Raw genomic sequence first — 18499 nt, forward strand, 5'->3', positions numbered from 1 at the left:
CCGGCGGCGCCGACGACCAGGTGCCACTGCTTCTTCAATAGTGTTCACGTGTCCACCTATTTAAGTGAACACGATGCTCCCAAGACTTTTAACGCAACTCAAGATGAGATGACCGGGCGCTTACGGTTGGTCCGCGCCTGTGGCATCGTCACCGTGCGTCAGCGGCCAGAGACCGCAAAGGGCGTCATCTTCATCACTATCGAAGACGAGACCGGCAACGTGAACGTTGTCATTTGGCCTAAGGTGCTTGAGCAGCAGCGCAAGGAAGTTCTGGGGGCATCGCTGCTTGGAGTGCTTGGAGTATGGCAGTGTGAAGGCGAAGTGCGGTATCTGGTGGCGCAGCGACTGATAGACATGTCGCATCTGTTGGGGGAGCTACCGTCAATGAGCAGAAATTTTCACTGAAACGTGAATTCTCACGTATCTGCGCCGCAATCCCTGTCCACCGCCTTTCCCAAGGATGCTCATGCAAAATTGACGCGCTCGCAGCCAAATCGTGGAACTCAAAGCACCGACGTTCAGCCCACGGAACGTTCGTACAGTTGTTTGCGCGCAAGAAATTTGAGCCTGCATGGGTACTCGTTCAGCGAAGGGTGTTCTAGTCTGGAGGAAAGGGCTGGCAAAACAAAGCTACTGTGCGAATTGTCGACTCCGCGAGCGTAGTCTTTACATGCTGCAGATTCTCGATGAATTTCTGTTTTTCGTATTCGGTGGTTTCTAAAACGTAATCAAACGGGCCAAAAACGTCTATGCAGCTTGCAATGCCGAGCAGGTTGAGTTGTGTCCGAGCGGCACTACAGCTACCAAAACCGCCCTTCATCTTATCTTGAATCAGCAGAACACCTCTCGGATGAACGCGTGCCATGAACGCAGGGCTCACCCCCGATTTCGGAGCTTCCTCTGTCCCCGGTTGCATAGTGTTGTCAGGGTATTCAAGCATGGTAAGTGTTTGCGAAAGGTATCCTTCGAATTTTCGTCGATTGTCGAGTACTACGCTTGCTACATCAGCCAAAGCCTTGTATCGGAATCGAAGCAGAAATTCGAAAGGTTCTTCAGTGTTGTCCCGCCAATCAGGTATCTGAGTAACCGCATCTCCATTCCCTCGAACCGGGTGATGCTGTTCACTCTCGCTCGTAGCTGTCAGTCTCGTGGTCTCCTGGTGTGTGGCGTGCCGAACTTCGCTTGGTCGTATCGGGGACAGCCGTGCGCAGAGATGTTCCCGTGTAGGTGTCTTGCTCTGCATGCCGATAAGGTGAGTCATATATCGCCTTGACTCTTTGACTACGTCCTCGGGCTTTAGACCCGTTGACTTCGCAAATATATAGCACCAGGGCATGGCTAATCGCTCCCGTTCGGTTCTGAGGGTTCCATTTCCGCGGAGTGGTGGACGAAGCCGGAAAAATCCAGAAGGGTCTGAGTTTCCCGTACACCGTCTTCAGCCGAGCGGATTCCCTTCTTCACGAGTGCAGCAAGCAGTCCGAGATTCCTGCTATCAGTTTCTGCACTCGGTAGAGCTAGCTTTCCTGGCACCTCAACTTTCACAAGCAAATCGAAATCCCCGTATACAACAGCTGAGGCCAGCTCCGCGGCTCTGAGCTTCTTCCGCACCTGCTCAGTTTTGCCGGGAAGCACACGGATAAGCACGTAGGCTGTCAGGCTTCGTCGGACTAGCATCGCAGGTGTCAAAATCAAAAGGAGCAATAATCCTCCAACGAAGCAGGGTTTGTACGGGAAACTTTGTGGTATGGCCGCTAGCCCGACACAGACCATGACTGCGAACACAACGTATTCGGGGCCGTCCAGGAACCATCGGTCGCTAAGTACCTTACCCCAAGCATTGCGATACACCGGACCGAACACAACCTGCACAAGAATGGCGGCCAGAGCCATACCTAGCACTGCTTTGAAGGGTTCGCGAAAATCAGCGAGCTCGCGATGGTCGACGAATTCTCGCAACTTCCAGAACACGGTTGCCCACAGGATGGTTACCAGAAAAGCGTTGATGAATTGAATGACTACCGCAAAAATCCCGACCGGCACGTTCTTTCTTCCCTGAACCACTTTGACCGCAAGATTCCATACGCTAAAGCCGCTATAGACGAAGAGTCCATAAATGACGGCGCTGGCAGGGTCCAGTGCACCGCTTACGAGCGCAGCGCTGCCGATAATTGGCGGCAGTACGACGGACTCGAAGAAGAATCTGCGAAGGATTCTTAGCCAGATGAGATTGTCGTCCTCCGTGAAGAACTCTCTAACTTTCTCATTCCTTTTCTCCTGCCTATCATGCGATTCCTTCGGCCGGGGCGCCGCGTCTGAGCGGTCGTCGTAACTTGATGATGGTCCATTCATTGCAGCTACCGCGCGTTTGAAAAGCTCGAAAGATGTTCCGTGGTCACTGATATAGCCAAAAATGAACAGGGCTAAGCCAGATGCACTCCACATGAGCTCGTCACTAGTAATTATCTTCGGAGCCTCCGGCTGATAAGGCGCATGTAGCGGGCTAACGTGCGCGTAGCTTAGGATAAGGAGCGCGCCAAGCGAGGCAAATACCGCTAGCACTACGACGTGTCGAATCGCTGCTTTTCGCAGATACCTTCGGTCATCCGGTCCAGCACCCCGCGCAGGGGTATACCACGAGCAGAAAACAGGCGCGATTATCATCGCAAAACCTAACGTCAAGGACCAAACATCCAGTCTTGTGAAGTCGGGGGAGTACGACGTCGGGAGCGTATAGATTTCGCTCGTGATTTTGGGTATTCCATGGTCATTTTGAAACACGCGATTCACGCCGTCGATTGCATTTAGTAGCAGTACCACGGCCATGAGGGTCCAGCTTACCCGGTCGAGGGTGGGTTGCATTTCAATTGCCGCAAGCTCCCGCTGCTTTGAAGGGCTCAAAGGAGTCTTCGCCGGCATTCCGGACTCATTCGTCGCTTCCGCTTTTGCTTCATGCGTGCTTTGTTCAGTTGTTACCCTGCCGCTAGAAAGCGTCTGCGCAGCTCCTTGCGTATCAGGCGCAGCATCAAGGGTACGTTCGCTCGCGGGTTGTTCCGTCAATGCGGAGGCAGATTTAGCGGCAGGCTCATGCTGTTCTTCCGATTTGGACTCGGTAGCGCACGTTCCGCCGCGCCTATTTTTTGGTCTACGACGTAAACATCCTGGATACAGTGCGAGAGCGACGAACACCGCCACGAGCCCCACAGAGACGGCGGTGACTACCTCTTTGTAGCTTGAGATATGCCTGTAGGCCAGCCAGCCCCCGATTAAAGCAGGTCCTAAATTCGTTGAAGCCTCGAACATCCAGCGGCATCCGTCGCGGATGGTTCTGGCGCATTTCTGTTTTTTTTCGGAGGCAGTCGTCATGGCCTGTCTTCCCGGGGTTCTTAACCGCGTTTGTCGGGTGTCGGATTACGTCTGTATTCCGCAGATGAATATCCAGTTTCACTAGACTGCTTTTTTGTTATAGGTCGTTTTTCAGCGGTCAGTTATCGTTATGAGCGAAAACAGCGTAAGGCGAAATGGTCGCAACGAAGGCGAGCCTAATATCAGCTTTGTCGGCAGAGTTTTTCGCAAATTGCTGAATAGATTGAGCAGCTTGAGATGCCCCTTACCTCCAGATACTTTTAGGGGAAGGTAGTGAGGTGCGCTATTCTTTTAGCCGCAGGGGTTTCGAAGCGCATGCCGACGTGTTTAGAAATGGTTCTCTTTCCGTTGGAAGACCCACGCCGGCGGATATGGTTTGTCGCGCACTTTTCGATAGCGCATAGTCAAGTGAAGTGGTCGCATGCCTATTTTTATGGATGAAAAAATCGAGGACTAGAATGTGCTACTCGGCTCAAATTCTGGCTGACTACAGGAAGTTTGTGCGCACTTTCGGCGCTCTGATGGACATCCACGAGTTCGCACGCCTGTTCTTCGAACGCGCAGAGGGCACCAGCAAGGCAAAGGTGCCCAAGGCGATGGAGGAGGCATTCGCTCAGCCGCAAACGGAGGCGGAAGGCGCAATCAAGACTCTTATCGACCGGTTCAATGCGGAACAGGCTTCCAAGCTTGAACAAGACCTCTTTGGGCAGCGCAAGCGACTGGCGGACGCCGAACGAACACTTCAGATGAAGGTGACGAAGGCGGCCACCGAAAGCCAGCGAATCGCCACCGATAAAATCGAGTGGACCCGCGGCAAACTTGAGGACATTCAGCGGACTGAGCCCAAGGCCCGCGACTCACGCATCTTCCCTGGGCACTATGCGCTCGTCATGGTGATGGAAGACGGCCAACGCGTCATCAAACCGATGCGTTATCAATGCCGCATTGCTGGCAAACCGGCCTCGCACGGACTTCAAATATCCCGGAACCTAAAACCTTTACTTAGAAGCTGTTGCGAAATTAGTCAAACAGAGGCTTTAGGCGCGTCCAGCAAATTAAGGCGCAAGCCAAAGACAGGAATGCTTCGTGAACATGAGCATAGCGTTCGTAACGAATCTTGAGACGTCTAAACGAGTGAAGCCACGCAATCGAACGCTCGACTGGCCAACGCGTTTTGCCAAGGCCACTGCCATGCGGCGCGCCGATTTTTGCGAGCACGTGTTAACTTTCTGTCTTGTTTTGCCTGACAGGAAGCGATGCCTAAAGAACTGATAGACGACGAATTGTGGTCACTCATCGAGCCACTGTTGCCAGCGCGAGTACCACGCAATCGCCAGTATGCGGGCCGCAAACCGACACCCGACCGAGCCGTGCTAACGGGCATAGTGTTCGTGTTGCGCTCGGGCATTGCGTGGAACCTCCTGCCACAGGAAATGGGATGCGGTTCGGGCACAGCTTGCTGGCGACGGCTCGTCGCGTGGCAAGAAGCAGGTGTCTGGCAACACATCCACGAAACGTTGCTCGACGAACTGCGTCGCCGTGGCGAAATCGATTTCTCGCGTGCGCTCGTCGGCAGCTCATCGATTCGCGCCGTGCTGGCGGGAAAAAAACCGGCCCGAATCCCACGGACCGGCGCAAACTCGGCAGCAAACACCACCTCATCGTCGACGCGCAAGGCATCCCGCTCGCCGTCATCCTGAGCGCGGCGAACCGGCACGACATTACCCAGCTCGATGCGCTGGTCGATGCGATTCCACACATCCGGGGCAAGCGGGGCCGTCCCCTGCACAAGCCGCAAATCGTTCAGGGCGACCGGGGCTACAGTTCCGAACCCCATCGGCAGCGCTTGCGCGAGCGAGGCATCACGCCATGTTGCGAAATTAAGTTTTAGGTCTGTTAACTTTTCCGACTTGGTGGCTTCCAAAAACCTTCGAGATTGTCGCGCCGAGCGTTATACGTTGAACATGTACTAGAAGCAGGTGTTCCCTGTTTGGACACTCGCTTGGCATCTTGGTCGTCAACGCCTTTTATGAAAACGTCGGCCGCGCAAAGATGGAAGGCCGTGAGCTCGCTGAAGGAGAGAAGGACGAGAACGTAGTTCTTGAGTTCAAGCCCAACCCACCTCACGACATGCTTGTCGCCTGTCTGTGGTCCCGATGGTCGGCGCCTGGAGAGCCGGACCTCCTGTCTTTTGCTGCCATAACAGATGAGCCGCCCCTGGAGATTTCTGCTACGGGGCATGACCGGTGCATCATCCCTATTAAGCCGGAAAACGTTGACGCATGGCTGAATCCGGATGCGTCGGACCTGGCGGCGTTGTATGCAATTCTGGACGACCGTGACCGTCCATACTACGAGCACCGGCTGGCTGCGTGACCGCTCTCCCGGACCTCGATTGCACCTCGCGTTCAGCTTCCGTGCAACGTGGATTAGCGAGGTGGTTAAGCAGTATCGCCTCCGACGCGCCGGAAGCTCTTGGACCTTGGGCCGCTGTCGATGGAGGCAGAACGAGCGCCACGCGCGTCCTTGCTAATAGTCTCGAACTGGGTAGCAAAATCGGGATGCCGCTCGTTGAGCCAGTGAGACACATGCTCATTGTTCACAAGCGTCGCCACATACGCAGCCGATACTGCGAGATGTAGGTGCTCAACACCATACCTCTCATCAGTCTGAGCCACTGTGGCCTGAAGCGTAGCCAGTTCCCGTTCGAGTATGGCGAGCTGAGTCGTCACCTCGTTTTCCGATTTTTTGCGGGTACCGGGACTCTCTTCGAGTTGCTCCTGTGGACTCGCGGCCACGATGGCGCGCGCGAAAGCTGACGTGAAGTTTCCCTGGCCGCACATTAGCTCCACCGCCTGCAACTGCCGGAACGGCTTCATTCGCTTCAACGTATTGAAGGTCGTCGCCGGACAGGCTTTGTCTGCGAGCAGGGCCGCGGCCTCGCGGCATATTCCATCCAGCAGTTCCGCCCGGCGCTTCACAGTACCGATGTCGATTCCCAGTACCAGGGCAATCCGCTCCCGTGGAACGCCACGTTCGATTGCTTTGGCAATCATGCGTGCGTCCTGCGCCGACGTCAGCCGGCTTATGTGCTTGTTGTAGGTGTACGCTTCATCGTCAGTCGCGACAAGACACAAGACCTCTGTGGAATTCAGGCGACGAACAGCTTCCACTCGCAACCGACCATCGAGAATCCGGAACCTGCCTTCGTCATCTGCGATGCGCGCCACAATTACAGGTTCGACAAGACCAACAGTGGCGATGGATGCAAGAATCTGCAGGAACTTCCTGCTCGAGGTGACATTGTTAGGCAGGTGCCGTGATGAAACCAACGCATCCAACTGTAGCATTATTGGCTGGCGCTCGAATGCGGCCCTGAGGGGCTTCCCTGTTAACTGGACCATGGTTGTGCCTCCGCCCTTATACGCTGGTCGAGCACGCGAGGAAGTGTTGTGAGTCCCTCCCGTTCGAGAAGGCCGATGAAATCTTCTTCGCACATCAGCTGACGCAGGGCATGAACAATGAACAGCAACTGCGCGTGAGTAACCTCGACTTTCTTTGCAAGCAGTCTTTGCCGGTCACTTTCCCGCACATACAGACGACGCAACTGCTCGGGAGCCAGTTCGCGGGACCTGGGAGCGCTAGGTCCCTTAAAAACAGGCAGCAACTTGCCTCTCGACCTGCCGCGGCGGTCAATCAGCTTACGGACTACCGCAATCTGTCGCCCTTTCAACGTCCCGTCTTCGTAAGCATCAACCAGTGCAGATTGCACCTCTGTGTCATCGGCGCGTGCGATTTGCATGGCGATACCTATGGGGATGTTCCCGGCCTCGACGGCCGTTATTAGCCGCTCTTCTCCGCGGTCGAGGAGAAACATCAGGCTTTCCAGATAAGCAACAGACAAGCCTACCTTCTCTGCAATGAGGTTGTCCGTGTACCCGAATATCCTGAGGCTTTGAATGTCCCTGAGTAACTCCATCGTGGAGTGGTTCCGTCTCGCGATATTCTCGACGAGGCTTTTGACGAGGCACTCGTCCTCAGCGCTGTCGATGACGTGTGCGGGAATGGTGTCATGGCCGAGAGCCTGAACTGCTTCGAGTCGTCCTTGACCGCAAACCAGGTCAAACACGGCTGTATCGTCGGAGCACGCCCGATGGCTTACGGTTATCGGTTTCTTTAATCCCACGGCCGCAATGCTATCGATAAGTGCCTGCTTTTGACGCCTGCTGCGGGTCCGGGGATTAAGCACTCGAATCTGGTGAATCTGGATGTCTGCGATTGGAACGAGGGGATTGGCTTCCATCGAATGCCTCCATGTGAGTCCGCGCAGCCAGTTCAAGCAGAATCCTCTCGTCGGGGAAACGGAACATTTCGAAAGGTTCGCTACTGCCGCTGCGGATGGACAGCGAAAAATCGTAACCGGGCACTAGACTGCCTCGAGGAAAAATATAAAAATCGATTGGAGTTTCAAACGCGGAGTCCAACCTCAATACGACGAGAAAGTCGGGCGACGAGTAGGTTGGCCAGCGTACTCTCCAGCGCGGGCCACGGCGGTCGTAATGAAGAATCGGACGAACGGTGAATCTGATGACCAGTTCATCGTCTACCCGAATGGTAGTTTCGTCCGCGGAAATGTCCACGCGATGTCCCTGGGCCGTCAGGGCAGCGGTAGTCTTCCCAATGCACTCCTGCTGGGCGGCTCGTGACGCCCGGAAGACTTCCGGCCCCCCCATGTGATAGCTTGGCTCGTATCCAACTAGCGCGTACGCGTTCTTGATGCAGCCGAATCGTACGGAATACGTCTTTCCTGCGGGCAGTGCCCGAGCCCGGTCAATTTCCTTGGCGCTCACTACATCAGCAGAGTGCACGAAGTCGCCCAGTCTTTTCAGAATCTCATCGTCGCTGAGGTTTTGTGTCCGGTTCGTCCGGATTCTCTCAGCGGCGTCGAACGTCGCCCGGTCAACGAGAGGCGGAAACGCGCTCTCTGAACGAGCCCACTCGGAGGGGGGATTCCTATGCCAGTTGGTATCAAGTTTCCTGGATGTCCTGGCGTAGACATTGGTCCCTACATATTTTTCGCTGCTCAGAATATCCGTAACGTGCTGTGGATTCCACGGGCGACCATGTGCGTTGCAGATTCCGAAGGCGTTCAGTCGGTCTGCAATCCGTTTGCACCCAACTCCCTGACAAACGTACCAATCGTAGATGCGACGAACCAGCGCCACTTCGCGTTCGTCACCGGGGGTCACGATAACTCGGTCTGTCTGGATGCTTTTGTGCTCCCGATGGTGCAGAGGACCTTTGACATTCCCATCCGAGTCAACCAGTACGCGCTGCAGGCCATATCCTGGAGCCGCACCTTGCCAAAAACCTCGCTCAGCAAGTTTGTATTGGCCGATGAAAACCTTGCGGGACAGCTCACGACTGTATTCTCCGGCCATGGCGCGCTTGAGCGTTTTCATCAATGTCGCCACAGCGCCGCCGTCGTACGAGAAAATTTCTCCGCAATACACAACCTGCACGCCGGCCTGCCGGCACAGGTATTCGTAGTGGGCACTCTCATCGGTGTCCTGAAAGCGACCCCAACGGCTGACGTCGTACACAAGCACCAGGCTGAAGGCATGAGTAGGAGCCTGTGCATCCTGAAGTAGCTGAAGCAGAGCAGGTCTGCCTTTAAGTGTCACGCCGCTTTTCCCCGCGTCCTCGTAGGTGGCGACAATGGATATTCCCTGTATTGCGGCGAACTCAGCGATTGCCAGCTTCTGGTTTTCGGTTGAGTACTGCTGGTAGTCCGTAGACATCCGCACATACTGCGCTGCGAGCCTGCCAGCAAGGGACGTCAATATTCCATCCGCTTGCGGCATTCTCGTCTCCTGTCTTGCGCGGTAATTAGTGATAGCTCGGTGCTCGCCCAAGTCAAGGAAGATAAATGTCAGAGCTCCAGTGTTTCACTTAGGGTCCCAACCGCGTGGCCCACCGGTGCGCCAAGTGAACTCAAAAAGAAAATTCACGCGTCAGTCATACCCCTAATGTGCCTGCGGCGTATGTGGTTACAGACATGAAGTTGAACCGGGCTGGAAGGTTGGTAGTCTGAGGAAGGAGAAACAAACGAGAACGTGGTTTTAGGATTCAGCACGACCAGCACATGACATCCTGGTCGCTTGACTTTGGTCGCAATGGTCGGCACTGGGCGAGCCAGATTCGTTGTTCTTTGCCGCAGTACGAACCAGTCACCACCGGAGGTGGCTGCCGCTGGCCATGACCGCTGTATCATCCGCATTGAGTCTACTGATTGCGTTAAAGCGTGAAGAATCCACTTAACCTCGACCTTCGCGCGCGAGCCGAACTGCTTGCCTATCTTGTTTCGTCGCACCTGCTCGCGCGACAATTGACGGGCGATTGGCTTTCGCCCGACCACGTTGTGGAGTCCACGACCTTGTGGTTAAACACTAATGGTGGCGGTGCTGACGTTATGCAGCGAGTCATGCTGTCGAGTCGTGCCTTGGAACTAGCCCGACAGTTGGAGACGGCGCGACTGCCCGTGTTTTCACGACAGACGTTTACCGCGCTGTTTTGTGAGAACTTGAGGCTGGACTTCCGTTCGGAAGCGGCGCGGGCCATCTATCAGCACTGCTTGACCTACCTTGCCGGTACTCGATGGTCTTAACGGGGCTGGATGCCCGCCCGTGGGCGTCTACCTGATTTTCCTTTACGTTCTATTGCGGGGCTAGCAGTTGGCGAGTACGGAAGCCTCATTGGACGTCCTGGCTCAATTGCTAAGTCCGCTGCTTTCGCCAGTCGGTCGAGCACGATGGCGAAATTTGGATGATGCGAGCCGAGCCAGGTTGTAATCACTTTGCTCCGCATCCAGCTCCGCACGTAGCTGGCTGCAAGCGCCAGATGAAACAGGTCATCGTCGTAATGCGAGCGCAGTTCTGCCGCTTCGAGTTGCATCTGGAAGAGCCCCCGTTCCATCCCGGCCAGTCGGGCTGCGAAATCGGGGTGAGACTGTCGCCCTCGTGCATCATCGCCCCTCTCCCTTGACGGCGTCGCTGCCAGCAGGGCTCGAGCGAAATCTCCGCAGAGATTGTCCACTGCGACCATAGTCTGGGCAACTGCTACCTGACGTGCCGGGGTCATCCTTGCGAGCGCCGCCACGGTCCGTTTCGGAAGCACTTGGCCGACGACCAGAGCGAACGCTTCCGCACAAATCTCTGGCGGTCTTTCGCACGGGCCCCGCGCCGCGTTTGAACGACGCATGAATCTCGCCGGTCGAGCTTGCGTCATCAGCGCCGCTCCATGAGCCGTTGATGAAGGAGCTTCGGTATCGAGGTGAACCCCTCGGTGCGTAACAGCGCCACGAAGGCAGGGTCCGACAGCAGCTCCAGCAGGACCTTTGTCGTCAAAGCCATCTCGTCGTGCGTCGCTTGCATATGCCTGATGGCAGTCCGCTGGCGCGCACGCTCGAGCCTGAGAACGTCGTTGGCCTTTTCCTCCGGTGTCGCTTTTCTACCGGCACGACGACGTTCAGGTTGGAGCCCTGCCGGTTTTGGTTCGTTATTCTGCCGGCTCAGGTTTGGCCCAATTCCGGAGGGACTGATGTCTGGTCGGCGCGGGCGCATCAGGAGACTCTCCCACAGAATGCCGTGTTTCCAAATGTTTCCAGGGGGACGCCCTCAGCGATGTCAAGCAATGGCATCAGATTTGAATGCTGATAAGCCTTGAAATGTGCCTGGCCGTGCCGGTGGATTACCGTGTATGCCCCGGGAACGAGGCTTCCACGCGGGAAAATGTGAAAGTCAAGCAGGTCCGAGCTCGCGCGCTCTATACGGCCATATATAAGGAAATCGATTGGGAAACAGTCCGGCCAGCGTGCGACCCAGTAGGGGACGCTGCCACCGATAAGCCATGGACTGCGAACAACGAGTTTTAATCTCAACGAGCCGTCGACACACATCGTATCCGTGTGCTTTTCGTATTGCACCTCGTGCCCCAGACTTTGCAAAACGTCGATGGTTACATCAGCGACCCGCTTTTCCATGTGGCGTTCGACAGAGCGGTTCTCAGAGCGGGCTGGGTCGAGATTCGGTGCGTAGCCTATGGCTTTGTATGCCTCGTTCAGGCTTCCAAACTCCCTCATTACCTGCTCGATGGACGGCGCGCTGCGGTAGTGCCTCAGTGTCGCCTGGCTCAGCTTGCCAGCTCGCTTGATGACTTTGCGCAGACCGTCAGTAATCTCATCCCTCGTGGGCCTACGCCGGGCGCGTTCCATTTTCTGCTGAACGGCATTGAAGACGCACTTGTCGACAACAGGCTCAAATGCTCCTGGGACACGAATCCAGTCCTGTTCTGGAACTCGCTCCCATGGATTGGCCAACTTTGAAGTGGTGCGGCTGTAGACGTTGGTGCCGATGTATGCCTCGTTGCGGAGGATGTTCAGAATGTTTTGGGCTTGCCACTGCCGGCCGAGGCCGTTGCTAATCCCGAAATCATTGAGGCGCCTTGCTATTGCGGCCGCCGTGACTGGCTGCGTCGCGTACCAGTCGTAGATTTTCCGAACCAGCGCGGCCTCACCACCGGGCGCCGGCGCGATGATGACGCGGTCAGTCTGAATAGTTTTGTACTCGTAGCTGTCGAGAGAGTGCCGGACGTTGCGGTCTGCGTCGAGAAGGACGCGGCGTAATCCATACCCGGGTGGGCCACCCGCATGAAAGCCACGTTCGACATTGAGGCAGTGCCCCAGGAAAACCTTGCGGGACATCTCTCGACTGAACTCTGCGGCCATCGCCCGTTTTAGCGCCTTTAATATTGACGTCGCTGGACTTCCGTCGTTCTCAAAAGGCTCGGCAACATATACAACATCGACTCCCGCGCGTCGGCAGGCAAACTCATAGAACGCGGCTTCGTCAACGTCCTGAAAACGGCCCCAACGACTGACGTCGTACACAAGCACGGTCGTGAATTTGCACTTCGGGTTGTCAACGTCTAATAGCAACTGAATGAGCGCCGGGCGCTCTCGCAAGGTCAAGCCACTTATGCCAGCGTCTTCGTACACGCTGACAATCCGGATGTGATGGGCAAGCGCATAGTCTGCGATAGCCTGTCTCTGGAAAACGGGGGAATATTCTTGATGGTCCGTCGACATGCGAATGTACTGTGCGGCACGGACAGGCACAGATGGACTTGCTCGTCGACTCTGTCCGGAAGGCATTTGGCATGTCCGGTTACAACACAGCTCAGTGATAGTGTTTTTGCGGAGGAAGTCAAGATGAGTCGGGTCTCAGCGCCACAAGACCGAATCCGCGCGGTAGCGGTCGTGGGCGCAGCATGCCATTCGGCCGGGCTGAAACCGCAGGAAAATCTGGGAGCGGGAAATTGGCTTTTCGCAACTCTGCGAATCACCGCAGCGACGGCCCTTTGCCGCAGGTCTAGCGGCCATTGACACGTTAGCCAATCTGGACGGACACATCCGTCGCTGGTCAGCGTCGCGAAGGAGGCGCAGGTCAGCCTCGTGCCAACGGCAGCCTTGAGCGCAGGTTACGCTGAACACCGTGCCGGGGATTCGGGTGCCGTACCTCTCTGCCCACAGAATGGTGAGCCTTGTTTGCCCTAGATGATGACGCGTTGCTCGAGCCAATGCACTAGCTTTCTCTGGTGCGACCATGGCATATTGCGGCCACAATCATACGGAGGTCACCTGATGGTAACAACTTTGGAAGCAGTGCAGACGAAGATTAAAAAATTGCAGGCCCAAGCGAACGCGCTGATTGCAAAGCAATCGTCGGGCGTCATCGAAAAGATTCGCGAGTTGATGGTGAAGCACGGTCTAACGACCGCTGACATTGACGCGCACACTGGCGGCAAGCAGCGCGCGAAACACGCGGCGGCAAAGACCGCCGCGAAGCCCGCTACGTCTGTTGCCAAATACCGGGACCCGAAAAGCGGCGCAACGTGGTCCGGGCACGGGCGCGCGCCACAGTGGATTGCGGCTGCTAAGAACCGCGACAAATACCTGGTCGATGCGGGTGCGGCCGCAGTGAAGCCGCCGCCTGCCAAGGAGGCGAAGTCGGCGGGAGCTTATGTTCGCGGTCCGCAGCCGGCGATGTATCAGGACCCCAAATCAGGCGCGACGTGGAGTGGTCGTGGACGCGCTCCGGCATGGTTGGCTGGCGCCAAAGACCGAAGCAAATTTTTGATTGCAGGTGGTGCAGAAGCTGCGGTCGTGGCGAGTGCAGGTGTTGTGAGCAAGGCGAAGGCTGTCGGCAAGAAGGCCTCGAAGACGGTCGGTGTCGTCGCTGGAAAAGGACAGCCGAAGGGTCCGCAGGCGGCCAAATATCGCGACCCGAAGTCTGGCGCTACCTGGAGCGGACGCGGTCCGGCTCCGGCATGGTTGGCCTCGGCGAAAGACCGGACGAGCTTTTTGATTGATGGTGACAACACGGCGGCCGATGCGAAACCGGAGGTCACGAAGGCTATTGCGAAGAAAGCCCCGACAGCAAAGAAAGCAGTTGCCAAGAAGGCCGTGAGTACGAAGGTGCCGGTGAAAAAAGCGCCGCGCAAGAGCGTGGCTGTACCCGCTCCGGTGGCCACAGTCGAGTCTGGCGCCGAGTTGACGACCTAAACGTAGTTGTCAGGTGCCCGGTGGACCAACGATTTGCTGGTTCCACTGGGTACACCAGGCCGACGACGTTTTATTGCGCCTGTATTGCTTGATGTTGGGCAGCTTGCTGTTGAGCGTGTTGCTTCGCAAGGTGCCTGCCGACCATGCAGCCACCGACTGCGCCAACTACAGCGTGGTGCCCCGCGTAATGCCCAGCAACCCCGCCTACCACCGCGCCCTTGAGGCAACCTGCGGCGTTTGCCGTGCCTGCTGTTGCGAAGACCAGCGTAGTTGCAATCAAGGCGATTCGTATCAAGCTAGCGTTCATTCGAAGATACTCAGAGATTGAATGTTTCGGATGTGGCACCGTCCGGTGTCGTTTCAATACCCGTGCCACTCGTGCTCACGCCATTCCTGGCGGCGCCATTCACGGGCTCGCCAGTCGTCACCACCGCCGTACGCGACGGCGACAGGTGCGGGAGCATACACGACGGGAGGTGGCGGTGCGTACACCGGTTCTGCAGGCGCATACACGGCACCGGGGATGCCCAATCCAATGGCGGCGTCGGCGTGTGCCGATGCTGCCAGACCGAACGCTGCGCCGAGAATTTTCCTGTTCATTTTCGCTAATCCTCGTACATTGAGTGCAATGTCAGTGACTACGGCTCGGAGTGTAAGAAGCGATGTCGGACACATGTGAAACGGCGGTGCGAGATTCGTAACGCGCCATTACTATTGTCGGCGTACCGGGTGGGCGATACGTCGTCAGGACCTCCGGCTGCGCTGTGCAGCAGTTGAACAAGTATTGGCATCAACGGTCGCATGCGACAAAATCAAGTCCGTCGTAGCGAATCATGTCGATTGCCTTAATGAGTACACGGTCCGGAAACACGCGACGGTTGACTCAACGCACCACATACGAAACTACCCGTCTCCTGAAGGTGCATACCTTCGAATAGAGCAAGCAGCGATAGCCGGAACGCGGCATCGCCACGGCCTTTTTCTGGTCGCAGGCCACGGGTGTGCAGGTTCGCGTCTCTTGCCAGAAGTTGCAATTCAAGAACCCATCGAGGCGATTGGAACTGCACTTGACATATATACCCCACTTCGAGCGATAATCTGCGCATCAATCGAGAAGCAGCGCACCCGCGATATCGAAGCCGGCTCGAACACCACCGGCGACAGCTTCGCGTCTCCACCAGACGCTAGCGAGATAGATTCAGTACTGTGTTTCGAAACTGGCAAGAGGGTTCTTGCCATCCTCCAGCGCTCAACACTGGACGCGACATAGGAAGATAACTCTGTTGATGGTGAGTCTTTCAACTCGACCATTTGCATGAGGCTCCTATGAACAGTTTCGAAACATCCTTCCTGCAGAAAAATTTCATTGTCAATGAGTTGTTGGTCTTGGCATGGGCGGCATCCGTTCAGCGGGCTAACGTCTACAAGAAAGGCCAGAAGCCATCGGACGTCCAGAAATTTCGGAGGGCAGTGCTCGATTTCGTACAAGCTCTTATACCGAAATACGTGGACGGATGCGAAGAACAAGCTCATAGCAGGAATTTGCAACTGCTCTGTCAGCATGCCACCACGAAAGGTGCTGCAATATTGATAGATGGGACATACCGACTCGGGGTTGCACAAAAGCTCCTGAACCTGATTCTGAAGTATTTGTGGTGCAGTGGATTAATCGCGGAACCACCGCACTGTCCGGTCGACCGGATTGTATTGGACCTGGGGCGGGTGAGCAGGGAGATATGTTGGACCCGGATGGAGTCTCTCGACGAATATCTTCTCGCAATTCGCTCATTGAGCAACTGTGCCATTGCAGAGCAGTCTTCGCTTGCCCATTGGGAGTTGACTTGCTATCAGCGTCGGGCCGGTAACTTTCTCGATATCGAACGCGCGCTGATGGTCAACATCCCAAGGCTCGCTGTTGTTGCGTGAAAAGCAGAACGGTACAAGGGGACACGTAACGCCAAGAGCAGGTTGCGCCGTGCGCGGCTTGTTGAGCTATATCGTTCTCCTTATCGGACCATATGGACTTCCGCATGTTTGCGAGCGATGTGAGCAACTGCTGCGGTTATAGTGCAGCGTGTACCCGCATCAAGTCCAGAATCCGCAGTACATTAGTACTCGGAACACGCTCCTTCGCGGAAATCGACATCAGAAGCCTGCAGTTCGCGGCTGATATATGGTCGCTTGCTGGCAGTTCGTTTCGCGGAACATGCGACATCGCCTGCTGCCTGTAGTCCTCCAAAGATGCAATCAATATAGTCAGATAGACTTCGCATCGGATGCGCGGAGATATCCGATGCCATGGATTAAGGACCAGAGACGACTGCGAGCGTCGGTTAAGGGACGATATCGACCCGTCTGCTGCGGAAGACGACTACCATGTCGTCTGTCGTTGCTTCGAGGCCAGGATATGAGAACCTTGGGTCCCATCGGGTGCCCTGTAGGCTCACGAATCGACCGTTTCCTTTGACCCACGCCTCGAACACGGCTTTCCCTTGGGGTCCAACCAGCCAAAGTTCAAAGTATCGGTTGTTGCCGGGTTGTCCCCAGACTTGCTCCGACGTGTCGAAGGATACCGGCCCATTCGGCGGGCCGCTCAGGTCAAGCTTCCGAACGGGATGAAACTGCTCGGCATCCTTTTCCCAGCGCCGGACCAACCACGCGTCGTAACCGCGCGGTGGCCTTTTATACATAGAGCCAGAGAAGAAGGCTGGGCCTCCGGGTGAAAAGGTAGCACCTTCTTCAGGATAGGACAGCACGGCCTCATACTCGCCGGCGGCCGGCTTTTCGAATAGTCGATAGTTCGCCTTGGCGTCAAATGTGTAGACAGCGATACCGAAGGACAGAAACGCCAAATGCAGATTGTCACTTAAGGAAAAGTGAAAGCTTGCGAGACACTCGGCGCCCCACGCTACAAGCAAAACACTTCCGTAATGAGTGGCCGCTGCGGAAATTTCATCCATAACCGCGTCGACAACATCGTCTCCCCAGTCGGCTTCAGATATCGTTATGGTCCTCTTTAGAAGCCGATGGGCGAAGAGAACAAACATCACTCCCAAGCCTAACGCGACGAGCAATTTGGCATCAGCAAAGTGGGGGAAGTTGGCTGCTTTGACAGTGTCGGCAAGCTTTGCATCCGCAAGCACCTGCACAGCTGCATTTATTGCCCACCCGGCGAAGAAGATGGCTATCCATAGGCCAAGTACTCGGAGAAACCGGGTGCGGAAGTATGCCCGCAGCATCTTGGGCAGCTGAAAATACCAGAGTCTCACAAAAAACGTTTTCATTTGCTTGCACATGCGATTCATGCTGTGTTCTTGAATTGTTCTGAAAGCCGATGGCTTCGCGCGGGAAGTCCCCCCGAAAAATGGGATAGCGCCGCTGCCATGGGACCGCGGGTCCGCGCATTTCGGATTATTCGATATGCGACTGAAGACGCCGAGACCGCAGTCCGTTCACGGGACTACAGGGATTAACGGCACATAGCGTAGATTCTTAAAAGAATAACGTGGGCAAGGCAAGGCAAGGCAAAAAACTCTATCATCGGAAACGTCAATTTGCACGGCACGGTGGCCTTTCCGTCAAACGGGACCATAACAAATTTCTGGTCGACGGCGTCGCAGGTGCTTCGGCTCCTACCAGCAAGTCAGCCGCAAAGGCCGGAAACTACGTGAGGGGTCCACAGCCGGCACTGCACGCCGCCGCCAGGACCGGTGCGACGTGGAGTGGACGTGGGCGCGCACCGGCGTGGCTTGCCGAAGCCCAAGACCGCACCAAATTTCTGATTGCAGGTGGCGCTGAAGCATCTGCTGCGACGACCGCGGGTACTGCGAGCAAGGGGAAAGCTGCGAGCAAGAAGGCCCCTAAGGTAGTTGGTGCGACCTCTACCAAGGGTCAGCCGAAAGGTCCGCAGCCGGCTAAGTATCGCGACCCGAAGTCCGGCGCGACTTGGAGCGGACGCGGTCCGGCACCGGCGTGGCTTGCTGATGCGAAAGACCGCAGCAAGTTTCTGATTGATGGCGACAGCACGGCGGTCGATGCGAAACCGGCGGTCACGAAGGCTGTTGCGAAGAAAGCCCCGACAGCAAAGAAAGCAGTTGCCAAGAAGGCCGTGAGTACGAAGGTGCCGGTGAAAAAAGCGCCGCGCAAGAGCGTGGCTGTACCCGCTCCGGTGGCCACAGTCGAGTCTGGAGCCGAGTTGACGACCTAAACGTAGTTGCGAGGTGCCCGGTGGACCAATGATTTGCTGGTTCCACCGGCTACACCAGGCCGACGACGTTTTATTGCGCCTGTATTGCTTGATGTTGGGCAGCTTGCTGTTGAGCCTGCTCTTGAGCGTGTTGCTTCGCAAGGTGCCTGCCGACCATGCAGCCACCTACGGCACCAACGACAGCGTGGTGCCCGGCGTAGTGCCCGGCGACTCCACCTACCGCCGCGCCCTTGAGGCAGCCTGCGGCGTTTGCCGTGCCTGCCGTTGCGAAGGCCAGCGTCGTTGCAATCAAGGCGATTCGTGTCGGG

The 18499-nt window shown here is 56.3% G+C and carries 14 protein-coding genes and 4 pseudogenes; 7 read left to right on the plus strand and 11 right to left on the minus strand.

Translation table 11 applies throughout. The annotated features are described in order from the left end of the window. Positions 1-405: OB-fold nucleic acid binding domain-containing protein (locus NE850_RS38625; RefSeq protein WP_310700348.1), on the plus strand; the 405-nt coding region annotated here is incomplete at its 5' end. Between the two features lie 193 nt (positions 406-598). Here the strand turns inward: NE850_RS38625 and NE850_RS38630 are convergent. Then, positions 599-940: a hypothetical protein gene (locus NE850_RS38630; RefSeq protein ID WP_310700349.1), complete on the minus strand. Its 342-nt coding sequence runs from the start codon at positions 938-940 to the stop codon at positions 599-601. A 398-nt stretch (positions 941-1338) separates the two neighbouring features. After that, positions 1339-3363: a hypothetical protein gene (locus tag NE850_RS38635; protein WP_310700350.1), complete on the minus strand. Its 2025-nt coding sequence runs from the start codon at positions 3361-3363 to the stop codon at positions 1339-1341. Positions 3364-3821: 458 nt separating this feature from the next. On the opposite strand from NE850_RS38635, the pseudogene NE850_RS38640 reads away from it, so the two are divergent. Continuing rightward, a pseudogene (locus tag NE850_RS38640) lies at positions 3822-4353 on the plus strand (hypothetical protein); the annotation flags it as partial. Positions 4354-4383: 30 nt separating this feature from the next. Here NE850_RS38640 and NE850_RS38645 read toward each other — a convergent pair. After that, positions 4384-4581, minus strand: a pseudogene (locus NE850_RS38645) (transposase); the annotation flags it as partial. A gap of 38 nt (positions 4582-4619) precedes the next feature. Between NE850_RS38645 and NE850_RS38650 the strand changes: the two are divergent. Beyond that, positions 4620-5233, plus strand: a pseudogene (locus NE850_RS38650) (IS5 family transposase); the annotation flags it as partial. 116 nt (positions 5234-5349) lie between these two features. Next, positions 5350-5739 (plus strand): annotated as a pseudogene (locus NE850_RS38655) (SOS response-associated peptidase family protein); the annotation flags it as partial. 65 nt (positions 5740-5804) lie between these two features. On the opposite strand, the gene NE850_RS38660 reads toward NE850_RS38655, so the two are convergent. The 4 genes from NE850_RS38660 to NE850_RS38675 form a co-directional block, all read right to left on the minus strand. Next, positions 5805-6767: a plasmid partitioning protein RepB C-terminal domain-containing protein gene (locus NE850_RS38660; RefSeq protein ID WP_310700351.1), complete on the minus strand. Its 963-nt coding sequence runs from the start codon at positions 6765-6767 to the stop codon at positions 5805-5807. Further along, a complete protein-coding gene (locus tag NE850_RS38665; protein ID WP_310700352.1) occupies positions 6755-7666 on the minus strand; it encodes a plasmid partitioning protein RepB C-terminal domain-containing protein in 912 nt (303 codons plus the stop codon). Before NE850_RS38665 ends, NE850_RS38660 begins: the two co-directional genes overlap by 13 nt. Next, complete coding sequence (locus NE850_RS38670) at positions 7605-9227, minus strand: recombinase family protein (protein WP_310700353.1); 1623 nt, start codon at positions 9225-9227, stop codon at positions 7605-7607. Before NE850_RS38670 ends, NE850_RS38665 begins: the two co-directional genes overlap by 62 nt. Before the next feature lie 1757 nt (positions 9228-10984). Next, entirely contained in the window at positions 10985-12574 is a 1590-nt protein-coding gene (locus tag NE850_RS38675; protein WP_310700354.1) for a recombinase family protein, read from the minus strand. 489 nt (positions 12575-13063) lie between these two features. Between NE850_RS38675 and NE850_RS38680 the strand changes: the two genes are divergently transcribed. Next, on the plus strand, positions 13064-13984 hold the full coding sequence (locus tag NE850_RS38680) for an H-NS family nucleoid-associated regulatory protein (protein ID WP_310700355.1): 921 nt from the start codon (positions 13064-13066) through the stop codon (positions 13982-13984). A gap of 70 nt (positions 13985-14054) precedes the next feature. On the opposite strand, the gene NE850_RS38685 is transcribed toward NE850_RS38680, so the two are convergent. Together NE850_RS38685 and NE850_RS38690 are read right to left on the minus strand one after the other, a co-directional pair. Continuing rightward, positions 14055-14291: a hypothetical protein gene (locus NE850_RS38685; protein ID WP_310700356.1), complete on the minus strand. Its 237-nt coding sequence runs from the start codon at positions 14289-14291 to the stop codon at positions 14055-14057. A gap of 53 nt (positions 14292-14344) precedes the next feature. Next, complete coding sequence (locus NE850_RS38690; RefSeq protein WP_310700357.1) at positions 14345-14584, minus strand: hypothetical protein; 240 nt, start codon at positions 14582-14584, stop codon at positions 14345-14347. 726 nt (positions 14585-15310) lie between these two features. On the opposite strand from NE850_RS38690, the gene NE850_RS38695 reads away from it, so the two are divergent. Beyond that, positions 15311-15910: a hypothetical protein gene (locus tag NE850_RS38695; RefSeq protein ID WP_310700358.1), complete on the plus strand. Its 600-nt coding sequence runs from the start codon at positions 15311-15313 to the stop codon at positions 15908-15910. Positions 15911-16317: 407 nt separating this feature from the next. Here the strand turns inward: NE850_RS38695 and NE850_RS38700 are convergent, their stop codons facing one another. Further along, positions 16318-17289 carry a hypothetical protein gene (locus NE850_RS38700; protein ID WP_310700359.1) on the minus strand — a complete coding sequence of 324 codons (972 nt, stop codon included), beginning with the start codon at positions 17287-17289 and terminating at the stop codon, positions 16318-16320. A gap of 200 nt (positions 17290-17489) precedes the next feature. Here NE850_RS38700 and NE850_RS38705 point away from each other — a divergent pair, with 200 nt between their 5' ends. After that, positions 17490-18191: an H-NS family nucleoid-associated regulatory protein gene (locus NE850_RS38705; RefSeq protein WP_310700360.1), complete on the plus strand. Its 702-nt coding sequence runs from the start codon at positions 17490-17492 to the stop codon at positions 18189-18191. Positions 18192-18261: 70 nt separating this feature from the next. Here NE850_RS38705 and NE850_RS38710 read toward each other — a convergent pair whose 3' ends face one another. Continuing rightward, a complete protein-coding gene (locus NE850_RS38710) occupies positions 18262-18489 on the minus strand; it encodes a hypothetical protein (RefSeq protein ID WP_310700368.1) in 228 nt (75 codons plus the stop codon). Positions 18490-18499 lie beyond the last annotated feature (10 nt).

The organism is Paraburkholderia sp. USG1 (genome assembly GCF_031570135.1).
GTDB lineage: Bacteria > Pseudomonadota > Gammaproteobacteria > Burkholderiales > Burkholderiaceae > Paraburkholderia > Paraburkholderia dioscoreae.

Bases quoted from the DNA above. Each gene is read 5' to 3' on its own strand.
- NE850_RS38690 (WP_310700357.1), bottom strand. From the start codon at position 14,584: ATGAACAGGAAAATTCTCGGCGCAGCGTTCGGTCTGGCAGCATCGGCA.
- NE850_RS38660 (WP_310700351.1), bottom strand. From the start codon at position 6,767: ATGGTCCAGTTAACAGGGAAGCCCCTCAGGGCCGCATTCGAGCGCCAG.
- NE850_RS38700 (WP_310700359.1), bottom strand. From the start codon at position 17,289: ATGAATCGCATGTGCAAGCAAATGAAAACGTTTTTTGTGAGACTCTGG.
- NE850_RS38685 (WP_310700356.1), bottom strand. From the start codon at position 14,291: ATGAACGCTAGCTTGATACGAATCGCCTTGATTGCAACTACGCTGGTC.
- NE850_RS38630 (WP_310700349.1), bottom strand. From the start codon at position 940: ATGCTTGAATACCCTGACAACACTATGCAACCGGGGACAGAGGAAGCT.
- NE850_RS38635 (WP_310700350.1), bottom strand. From the start codon at position 3,363: ATGACGACTGCCTCCGAAAAAAAACAGAAATGCGCCAGAACCATCCGC.
- NE850_RS38695 (WP_310700358.1), top strand. From the start codon at position 15,311: ATGAACAGTTTCGAAACATCCTTCCTGCAGAAAAATTTCATTGTCAAT.
- NE850_RS38675 (WP_310700354.1), bottom strand. From the start codon at position 12,574: ATGCCTTCCGGACAGAGTCGACGAGCAAGTCCATCTGTGCCTGTCCGT.
- NE850_RS38670 (WP_310700353.1), bottom strand. From the start codon at position 9,227: ATGCCGCAAGCGGATGGAATATTGACGTCCCTTGCTGGCAGGCTCGCA.
- NE850_RS38680 (WP_310700355.1), top strand. From the start codon at position 13,064: ATGGTAACAACTTTGGAAGCAGTGCAGACGAAGATTAAAAAATTGCAG.
- NE850_RS38665 (WP_310700352.1), bottom strand. From the start codon at position 7,666: ATGGAAGCCAATCCCCTCGTTCCAATCGCAGACATCCAGATTCACCAG.